Annotated in this window: 9 protein-coding genes and 2 tRNA genes; 6 read left to right on the top strand and 5 right to left on the bottom strand. The window is 66.7% G+C overall.

Features of this window, described 5'->3' with window-relative positions:
- Positions 1-31: 31 nt before the first annotated feature.
- A complete protein-coding gene (locus tag ACWGL1_RS15485) occupies positions 32-661 on the bottom strand; it encodes a protein-L-isoaspartate O-methyltransferase family protein (protein ID WP_291775808.1) in 630 nt (209 codons plus the stop codon).
- A 131-nt stretch (positions 662-792) separates the two neighbouring features.
- Here ACWGL1_RS15485 and ACWGL1_RS15490 point away from each other — a divergent pair.
- Positions 793-866: transfer RNA gene (locus ACWGL1_RS15490), tRNA-Cys, on the top strand.
- A 54-nt stretch (positions 867-920) separates the two neighbouring features.
- On the opposite strand, the gene ACWGL1_RS15495 is transcribed toward ACWGL1_RS15490, so the two are convergent.
- Positions 921-1,730 carry a TrmH family RNA methyltransferase gene (locus ACWGL1_RS15495; RefSeq protein ID WP_452112486.1) on the bottom strand — a complete coding sequence of 270 codons (810 nt, stop codon included), beginning with the start codon at positions 1,728-1,730 and terminating at the stop codon, positions 921-923.
- Between the two features lie 111 nt (positions 1,731-1,841).
- Between ACWGL1_RS15495 and ACWGL1_RS15500 the strand changes: the two genes are divergently transcribed.
- The 3 genes from ACWGL1_RS15500 (at position 1,842) to ACWGL1_RS15510 (ending at position 3,712) form a co-directional block, all read left to right on the top strand.
- A tRNA-Asn gene (locus ACWGL1_RS15500) sits at positions 1,842-1,916 on the top strand.
- 245 nt (positions 1,917-2,161) lie between these two features.
- On the top strand, positions 2,162-2,422 hold the full coding sequence (locus tag ACWGL1_RS15505; RefSeq protein WP_207827037.1) for a helix-turn-helix transcriptional regulator: 261 nt from the start codon (positions 2,162-2,164) through the stop codon (positions 2,420-2,422).
- Positions 2,423-2,515: 93 nt separating this feature from the next.
- On the top strand, positions 2,516-3,712 hold the full coding sequence (locus tag ACWGL1_RS15510) for a DUF6880 family protein (RefSeq protein WP_452112487.1): 1,197 nt from the start codon (positions 2,516-2,518) through the stop codon (positions 3,710-3,712).
- 9 nt (positions 3,713-3,721) lie between these two features.
- Here ACWGL1_RS15510 and ACWGL1_RS15515 read toward each other — a convergent pair whose 3' ends face one another.
- From ACWGL1_RS15515 to ACWGL1_RS15525, 3 genes are all read right to left on the bottom strand, one after another.
- Positions 3,722-4,291, bottom strand: a complete 570-nt coding sequence (locus tag ACWGL1_RS15515) for an alpha-ketoglutarate-dependent dioxygenase AlkB (protein WP_452112488.1) — start codon at positions 4,289-4,291, stop codon at positions 3,722-3,724.
- A gap of 5 nt (positions 4,292-4,296) precedes the next feature.
- Positions 4,297-5,373: a DNA polymerase IV gene (gene dinB / locus ACWGL1_RS15520; protein ID WP_452112489.1), complete on the bottom strand. Its 1,077-nt coding sequence runs from the start codon at positions 5,371-5,373 to the stop codon at positions 4,297-4,299.
- Positions 5,374-5,459: 86 nt separating this feature from the next.
- A complete protein-coding gene (locus tag ACWGL1_RS15525) occupies positions 5,460-7,355 on the bottom strand; it encodes a hypothetical protein (RefSeq protein ID WP_452112490.1) in 1,896 nt (631 codons plus the stop codon).
- A gap of 164 nt (positions 7,356-7,519) precedes the next feature.
- Between ACWGL1_RS15525 and ACWGL1_RS15530 the strand changes: the two genes are divergently transcribed.
- Together ACWGL1_RS15530 and ACWGL1_RS15535 are read left to right on the top strand one after the other, a co-directional pair.
- A complete protein-coding gene (locus tag ACWGL1_RS15530) occupies positions 7,520-8,308 on the top strand; it encodes an ImuA family protein (RefSeq protein ID WP_452112491.1) in 789 nt (262 codons plus the stop codon).
- Positions 8,199-8,877 (top strand): Y-family DNA polymerase (locus ACWGL1_RS15535; protein WP_452112492.1); only part of this gene is annotated, 679 nt, incomplete at its 3' end. The genes ACWGL1_RS15530 and ACWGL1_RS15535, both read left to right, overlap by 110 nt.

The following is an 8,877-nucleotide window of genomic DNA, read 5'->3' on the forward strand; positions in this document are numbered from 1 at the left end:
GCTGAACGCCTTTTACGGCGCGAACGTCAGCCTAGAGCGCGAACGCGGGGGCCGGAACCATTTCCGCCAGCAGGTCCGGCGCCGCGTCGAACAGCTCGCGCCGCGAAACGCCTTCGCGCCCGCGTACATAGAGCACCGCCGTGCCGCTGGCGCCTTCACGCTCCACCACGGCCAGACGGCCGCCGGGACGCAGAGCCGCAATCCACGATTCGGGGCGCTCGATCACCGCTCCCTCGCTGATGATCAGGTCATAGCCTTCGCCGTGCGGCTGGCCCAGCGGCGCCACGACGGTCTCGACCCCGGCCTCGGCCAGAGCGGCGCCGACCACGTCGAACACGGCTGCATCCGATTCCTGCGCCGTCACGGTCAGCCCCATGTGCGCCAGCACGGCCGCAGCGTAAGGCGCGGCGATCGCCAGAGCCTTCTCACCGGCGCGAGCGTCCAATCCCTGCAGCAGCTTGGCCACATCACGCGGCAACATCAGGCGGCGGCCGCCGGCGATTTCCGGCTCGACGTCGGCATAGGCCGAGAAGGCGCGGTCGGCGGCGCAGAATCGCTCGCGCTCCACGGCGCCGATGGCGGCGTGCAGCTGACGGTCGGTGACGTCGTTCACGCGGACCTGCGAGTCCAGCATCACCTTGCGGGCGGCGGCGAAATCCATAATCCGAAGTCCTTCAGGTCGGCTCAGGCGAAGAAATGTGACGCGCTTATAGGTCCGTGCGTTGCAGCGGACAATCCGATCTGATAGCTGACGGCCCTCGCGATGGCGGGGCCTCTGAAATACGGGGTCGCGGCCTGATGGCGGAGTGGTGACGCAGAGGACTGCAAATCCTTGCACCCGGGTTCGATTCCCGGTCAGGCCTCCATCGCGATGAAACATCGAGAAAGCCGCTCTTCGGGGCGGCTTTCTTGCTTTCAGCCTACGCCTGCCTCGCCGTCGTCACGTGATGCAGCGCCACGGCGCTGGTCGCCGCCACGTTCAGCGAATCAAACCCTCCCGCCATGGGAATGCCGACGGGACGACAGCGCGCGATGATCTCGCGCGGCAACCCCGGCCCCTCACTGCCCAACAGGATCGCCGTGCGGCGCGCCGGCTTCATGTCCGCCAGCGCCTGATCCGCCGACGGCGTCAGGGCCAACACCTCGAATCCCCTGCCCTGCAGCAGGTCGATCATCGCCTCGGCGTCCAGCCCTGCCGCCATAGGCGTTCGCAGGACCGCGCCGACCGAAACCCGGATCGCCTTCCGGTAGAAGGGGTCGCAACAGGTTCGATCCAGGAACACCGCCGCCGCTCCGAAGGCGGCGGCGTTGCGGAACAGGCCGCCCATATTGTCATGGTTGCCGATCCCGGACGCCACAACCGCCACGGCGTGCTCGGGCAAACTGTCCAACAAGACGTCTGGCGCTACCGGTTCCGGCTTGCGCCCCAGGGCGAGGATGCCCCGGTGCAGATCGAACCCAGCCACCGCGTTCAGCACGTCCTGAGGCGCCGCATGGACCGGCACATCGTCCGGCAGACGCTCCAGCACCTGCCTCAACCCCGCCAATCGCTTCTCCGCGATGAGAACGGACACCGGCGCGCAGCGTGACGCCTCGGACGCCAGGACGCGCAGCACCACCTCTCCCTCGGCGACGAACAGCCCCTGCCGCCCCGTCAGGTCGCGCTCCTTCACATCGCGAAAGGCGGCGATGCGCGGGTCATCAGGATGAAGAACAGGAATGGGCGTCATGCCGAACCTTGTAGCGCAGGGCTTTCCGAAAAAATTTGGCGATTTCTGCCTTTTACCGGTTGCATGAATCGAAATGGCGCTGCTATACGCCGGCCTCCCCCGAGGGGATGTTCCGCGGTAGCTCAGTGGTAGAGCAGCCGACTGTTAATCGGCTGGTCGTAGGTTCGAATCCTACCCGCGGAGCCACTCGGGGGATTGAAATCCCTGAACAATCTGACGACGAGACCGCAGCGCTCCGTTCTAGCTTGGCCGTTTAGAACGGCGTTTAGAACGGCGTTTAGAACGGTACTTTTGGACGAAATCGTCCCAGGTTCCCGCTCGCTTCACATTGTCTTGAGCGCGAAGCCCAACCGCGTCGCTACGGTGATGAAGTAGCGGGGCGGATCCCCGGCGCTTCCAAGGCATGATCGATCTCTTTTCAGGGAGGCATCATGGGACAGTTTCCGGTGAAGCGGTTTCTGCGCACGCCTGAGGCGGGGCGTTATCTCGGACTATCCGGCCGCACGCTCGAAAAGCATCGCACCTACGGCACAGGCCCCGTCTATCGGAAGCTTGGCGGCAGGGTCGTCTACGATATGGAAGACCTTGCCGCGTGGGCTGATCGCGGCCTCCATCGATCGACCAGCGAATCCCACCTGGGTCCTCACCCCGCAGCTCCGCGTGGAGAAGGCGCGCCTCCCGCCCGACACTGAGAGGCTCCAGGATAGCAAGGGGGACGACGAATCGTCCTTGGTGCCCGTGCTATAGCTGCCCCTTGGACGACCCCGCTCCTCCCAAAGGACCTCATGGCGCGACAACCCAGGATCTCGACCAGGCTTTCCGCAGCCAACCTCGTCCATCTCGGGTCGCCTCGCCTGGCGGACCTGCTGATCGAGGCCGGCGCCGGGAACGCAAATCTCAAGCGCCGCCTTCGTCTTGAACTGGCGGCTGAAGCCGGCCCCGACCTCCTCGCCCTTGAGATCGATAAGCGCATCACCGCCGTCTCCGTCGCCCGCACACGTGTATCCTGGCGCAAGCGCGGCGAACTGATCGATGATCTGAACACGCACCGCAACATGATCGTGGAGCGCCTGGCGCCCGAGGCCCCGGGCGAGGCGCTCGCCGTCCTCATTCGCTGGTTCGACCTCTATCCTGGCCTGGCCGCCCGCGTGAAGGACACCAAGGGGGAACTGCCCGCCGCCTTCGAGGCCGCCGCCCCGGATCTCTTCGCTCTCGCCGAGACCGTCGACGATCAGGCGTTGCGCGACCTGATCGACGCTCTGCGCCGACGTCCGCAGGATTACGCGCGCTGGGTCTTAGCTGCCGGCGAGGCCCTCGGCCCGCTTACGGCGCGCCGGCTGCTGGCCAGTCTGGACGCTTCGGCCACGAAAACCCCGTCGGGCCGCAACCTGCTTCGCCGCCTGGCGGACAAGGCGGAGGACCTCGACCTCTGGCTCTCGCTCGTCACGCCCGAGCAGGCCGGGTCGCCCGACATCGCCGCCGACATCGCCCGCCGTCTCCTCGCCGCGGGACGCGTTGCGGAAGCCCGCGCCGCCCTGGAAGCCGCCTTAAGCCCTTCACCGTTCAACCGCCGCTGGACCTTCGGCCGCAACCCAGGAGACGGCGCCCCGCGCCTGACCCCGGCCTGGGAAGCCGCATCCATCGACGTGCTCGACGCCGAAGGACACCGCCAGGAGGCCCAGGATCTTCGCTGGAGCCTGTTCGAGCGCGGCCTGTCGGCGCCCGTTCTTCGGGATTACCTCTCGCGACTGCCCGACTTCGATGATGTCGAGGCCCTGGACCTGGCGTTCGCTCACGCCTCGACCCATCCGGACTTCGAGGCGGCCATGCGGCTGCTGATGGACTGGCCCGCCCACAGGGAGGCGGCCGCGCTCGTCCTGGCGCGTCCCCGTGAAGCCCGGCTGCCCCGGCCACAGTCGGGTGACTGGAAGTCACGCCTGGCCCAGCGCTATCCCGAAGCCGCCGCAATTCTTACAGATTAGGTTCGCTTTTCAGGATAGCGTTCTGAAAGTAATGGAGTAGCGCAGGGCTGTCATCGGCGAGATCGAATGCTGCCAATCCCGCCGCGCCTCGCCGGAAAGCCGATAGACAGAGCCCGGACCCAGCGTCGCGCCGGCGCGACGCCACTGAGCCGTCTCCTTCCGGCGAAAGCGCATGACGCAGGGCGCGATAAGGGGGACGCCGAGGATCTCCCCATAGACCGGCCGGTCGCGATGCCAGCCGATCCCCGCACCAGGGACATATTCGTTGACGAGGGCTTGGACGAAAGGCCCGTCATCAAGACCCAGCCGTCCGGCCAGACGCCGTAACAGATGCTGCAGGAAGTCCGGCCAGGGCTCGGCCGTCTCCAGCTCGCGCCGCTCCGGATCATGGCGGCGCCCGAAGGCGGCGATCCGCCGGAAGCCCTGATAGCCCATGTGCTCATAGGGCCTGAAGCTCAGCCGCTGCAGTTGCTCTACCACTGCCGCCTGCTCAGGTGCTGACAGGGTATCCGGCCAGTAGTCGAAGCCGGACGGAACGACGGGCCCGGGGGCGTGACCGAACAGGTCGGCCTGGAGCATCGCCGTCACAACGCCAGCTCGCCCGGAGCCGCCTTCGGCGAGGCCTTCTCCAGATTGGACAAGGTCACGCCGACCAGCCGCACGCCTCTTGTCGGCGGATAGAGGGATCGCACCAGAAGGCGCGCGATCTCACGCAACCGCGCCTTCGAGGCGACCGGCTCCTTGAAAGACCGGCTGCGGGTCGACTGCTGGAAGTCCGCCCATTTGACCTTCACCGTGACGGTCCGGCCGAGGGACCCTGCCTTTTCGCACCAAGCCCAGACATCATCGGCCATCTGATTCACCCCGGCCTCGATCGCCACGGGATCGACCAGGTCGCCGGCGAAGGTGGTTTCCGACCCGCTGGACTTGCGTTCGCGGTTCGGATTGACGGGACGATGATCCTCTCCCCGTGCTACGCCGTAATACCAGGCGCCCGACTTGCCGAAATGATGCTGGAGAAAGGCCAGGGACTGATGTCTCAGGTCTGCGCCGGTTTCTATGCCCAGGCGGTTCATCTTCGCCGCCGTCACCGGCCCGACGCCATGGAAGCGCTTGACCGGCAGAGCCTCCACGAAGGCTTCTCCCCGCCCCGGCGCGACCACGAACTGGCCGTTGGGCTTGCGCTGGTCCGAAGCCAGCTTCGCCAGAAACTTGTTGTAGGACACGCCGGCAGACGCCGTCAGACCGGTCTCCCGGAGAATTCTTGACCGGATCTCCTCGGCCGTCGCGGACGCTGTCGGCAGTCCCCGGATGTTGGCCGTGACGTCGAGATAGGCCTCATCCAGAGAGAGCGGTTCCATCAGGTGCGTATAGTCGGCGAAGATGGCGTGGATTTGCGCCGAAACGGCTCGATAAACCTCGAAGCGCGGCGGCGTGAAGATCAACTCGGGGCATTTGCGCAAGGCCGTGCTCGAAGGCATGGCCGAGCGCACCCCGAAACTCCGTGCCTCATAGCTGGCGGCGGCGACCACGCCGCGCGAGGCGGCATGACCGACGGCGACGGGACGACCACGCAGCGCGGGGTCGTCCCTCTGCTCCACCGAGGCGAAGAAGGCGTCCATGTCCACATGGATGATCTTGCGGGGCGCAGCTACGTCCATGAACCACGCCTAGCAAGTTGCGAACAAAATGGGAACATTTCTGTCTGTTCATCCGAACGCATTCCGCCCGAAACGCTCATACGGCGTCATGCGGCCTCGTCCCAGACGCGGTTCAAGACCTGGGCCGCCAGCGCCGCCTTATCCTGCGGGAGAAAGCGTCCGTAGTGGGCAGCGACCGTCGCCGGCGTATCCTGAATGGCGTAGCTGGCCTGTTCGTAGGAGCCGGTCTGCTTCAGCACATGTGTGGCCAGGACGTCCCTCACATTGTGCGGTCCATGAGGAAGCAAGCCTCGAATGGCGCCCTTCTGCGTGTACGGGTTGTAGATCCCGTAGCGCTGAATCACCTGTCGCCAGGCGTCGTAGAAGGTGTTCTGATTATAGGCGGCGTTGCGGCTGGAAACCTTGACGGTCTTCACGAAGAAGGTGCCGGGATCGCCGGATCCGTTCAGCAGGGCCGATCGATGGCGGCTCACATAGGCGTCGATCCAGCGGTACAGTCCCCCCAGGTCCGGAAGGAGAAGCCGGAACGGACGTTTGGAAAAATATGCCGAACCTGAGTTCTTGAAGGCGACGCATGGGATGAAGACCTCCCAGCCCCCTTCCCTATCGCTCCAGCGCAGCTCGCCGCATCGCCTGCTCTCCAGCTCCCTCTCCGGCGTCGCCGGGCTTCCGCGGGGACGCAGCAGGAGTTGCCGGAGATTCTTCTGCCTGACGCCGAGGTGCAACCCCAGGCGCAGCATGAGGAATGACCGGACGGCTTCTGCCGCTGCCCGGGGGTAGCGTCTCTCATCAGGCATCCGGCGCAGAACTTCTTCAGTGATCTTGCGGTACTCACCGACGGGACTCGCCGCCTCCAGAATGGGCAGGATCGGTTCAAAGGGATCCCGATGCACCCGGGCGACGCGTTCGATCTCCTTGGCCCTGGCCAGGGCGTGGCGATGCACCCGCTCGCAGGCTTCATCCCAATGTCCGCTGATCCGGTCGATTTCCTGCTGCGTGACGATGCCGGGAACCGGGCGCAGCCGCTCCGCCAACCACGGGCTCTGTCTGAGCCACCCCGTCTCACTACGCGAGAAGGCGGCGCCGAGCAGAAGCATCTCGCTTTCCCAACCGGTGAAGAAGCCGCGGCGCCGCTCGCGCCATTGGACATACCAGTCCCAGACGGACGGCACGACGAGAAGTCCGAAGGTCAGGTCCTCCCTGGCCACGCCAAGGCCGCTGACCTCATCATCAGGCAGAGCGGCCAGGGCCCCGAACAGAAGCGCCAGATGCTCCTCGCGTTGCGCTGCCGTTTCCGGCCCCCATACGCCCGATCGCTGATAGCCGATATCGGTGAGGGTCGCGGACTTGAACCGCAGCAGGGCGTCCATCTCTTCCCTTAAATGCGTCGGAGCAGCCAAGTCTTCCGGGCCGTTTCCGTCGAAACGGAGTGCGAACCGATGCTTCGACACGGTCGAATGATAGCGATGATAGGCTGTGCCGCCCGACAGAATGGTCGAGCGCACCCAGTCCAGGATTTCCTCCTGTTCCCGAGCTGATCTCTCATCGAAATCATCCGGCAGATGCCAAGCGAGACGGCGCGATTCCGAATAGGGCGTCTCGGGCGGAACAAGCCCCCTCAGGGCGCGTCGGCGCTGAAGCCGCGACCGTAGATATCCGCTCTCCAGCCGATAGCGATGCTCGATGATGTCGAGGACCCTGAGGCTCGCGGGCGTCTGTGGGACCTTCAGGCCGCGCCGCCAGGCTGCGAGCGTGGTCCGATCGGTCAGACCGCCGGCGGCCATGATCGCCCGGTGCAGTCGGTGAGAATTCTCACCATGTCGACGGATCTGGAGATCCAGCGCGGCGTGGAAGTCCCTTGGGTCTTCATGGACCTCCCATAAGCTGACGGGATGGGTGACGATGGGCAGCGGCGGCCTGCCCCTTTTTGTCTGAACGGACGCATCAACTGACGAACCGTCTACAAACTTTGGATCGAGCACAAAAACTCCACTGGAAACATCGTCTTCGGACGACGGTGGAGAGACGTTTCAAAAGAGGCTTCCCCCTAAATGTCGATGCGATCATGCGACCGGACATGAGGACAGCGGGCCTTCCCGACAGCCCCGCTTGACTCCCCCCGGGGTGCCGAGCGCATATAGAACAAATGAAGAACATACGTTCGCGATCTGACGCGCTGACCACGCTGAAGACCCGTCTTGAGGCCCTGGAGAGGTCCGGCGGACGTTGGGTCAGCGTGGCTGCGCGTAATGCGGGCGACGATGCCTTCGCGCCCTTGGCCACAGGCTTGATCCACGACCTCTACGCCTCCGCGCCGGCCGACGCAGTAGCCGTCAACGCCTTCGGGCTGGGAATGGCGCTGCGGACGGCGGCGGGGCGGCCCATCGTCTGGGGCGTGCATGAGATGATGGCTCAGGAGGCGGGGCGGCCGCACGGTCCGGGCCTGCATGAGATGGGCCTGTCGCCGCGCGACCTGCTGCTGGTGCGGACGCGCGACGTGCAGACCCTGTTGGCCGTAGGCGAAGAAGCCCTGCGCAGTCCCGCCGTGGGCGCCGTGCTGTTGAGCGCTTGGGGCGAGGCCAAGGCCTTCAGCCTGACGGCCAGCCGGCGACTGGCCCTGGCGGCCGAGACGGGCGGCGCGACCCTGTTCCTGGCGCGGGCGGGCGCCCTGCCCTGCCCCAGCGCGGCCGAGACCCGCTGGTCGGTGGCGTCTTGCGGTTCAGAAGCCCTGGAAGGCGGAGCGCCGGGGCGGCCGTCTTTTTCGGCGACCCTGCTGCGGCGGCGCGGCGGCGGGGCGACCGGAACCTGGATCATGGAGTGGGATCGTGAACAGCGAACCTTCCGCCCGCCCGCGCCGCTATCTGGCGGTCTGGTTCCCCTGGCTGCCCAGCGACCGGCTGCGACGCCAGGAGCAGCGGGACGGCGCGCCGCCTGAGGATGCGCCGCCCGTCGTCCTGGCCGAGAAGATCAAGGGCGCGCTGAGGCTGACGGCCGTCGATCCGGCGGCGGCGCGGGCGGGACTGACCCCCGGCCTGGCCCTGGCCGATGCGCGGGCGCGGACCCCCGCCCTGCGCGTCGTCGCCCATCGAGCGGACCTCGACGACGCCCTGCTGACGCGGGTGCTGGAGGATTTCGGTCGCTTCACCCCCATGATCGCGCTGGACCCGCCGCACGGCCTGATGCTGGACGTGACCGGCTGCGCCCACCTGTTCGGCGGAGAGACAGGCCTGATGCGGACGGTCCAGGCGCGGGCCGAACGCGCCGGTCTCAAAATCCGGTGCGCCCTGGCCGGCACGCCCCAGGTCGCGCGCGCCCTGGCCCGCTTCAGCCCCGGCGGCCGGTTCGAGCCCGGCCAGGACCGCGCCGCCGCGCGCCGCCTGCCGGTCGCCGCCCTGGAGCTTTCGGACAAGGAGGACGAGGCCCTGCGCCGTCTGGGCCTGAAGCGGCTGGGCGACCTGGACGACCGGCCCCGCGCGCCCCTGGCCGCCCGCTTCGGCGCCGACT

The organism is Brevundimonas sp. NPDC055812, from assembly GCF_053616535.1.

Excerpts from the sequence above, each read along its gene's own strand:
- ACWGL1_RS15515 (WP_452112488.1), bottom strand. The coding sequence starts at position 4,291 with ATGCTCCAGGCCGACCTGTTCGGTCACGCCCCCGGGCCCGTCGTTCCG.
- ACWGL1_RS15510 (WP_452112487.1), top strand. The coding sequence starts at position 2,516 with ATGGCGCGACAACCCAGGATCTCGACCAGGCTTTCCGCAGCCAACCTC.
- dinB (WP_452112489.1), bottom strand. The coding sequence starts at position 5,373 with ATGGACGTAGCTGCGCCCCGCAAGATCATCCATGTGGACATGGACGCC.
- ACWGL1_RS15485 (WP_291775808.1), bottom strand. The coding sequence starts at position 661 with ATGGATTTCGCCGCCGCCCGCAAGGTGATGCTGGACTCGCAGGTCCGC.
- ACWGL1_RS15495 (WP_452112486.1), bottom strand. The coding sequence starts at position 1,730 with ATGACGCCCATTCCTGTTCTTCATCCTGATGACCCGCGCATCGCCGCC.
- ACWGL1_RS15505 (WP_207827037.1), top strand. The coding sequence starts at position 2,162 with ATGGGACAGTTTCCGGTGAAGCGGTTTCTGCGCACGCCTGAGGCGGGG.
- ACWGL1_RS15530 (WP_452112491.1), top strand. The coding sequence starts at position 7,520 with ATGAAGAACATACGTTCGCGATCTGACGCGCTGACCACGCTGAAGACC.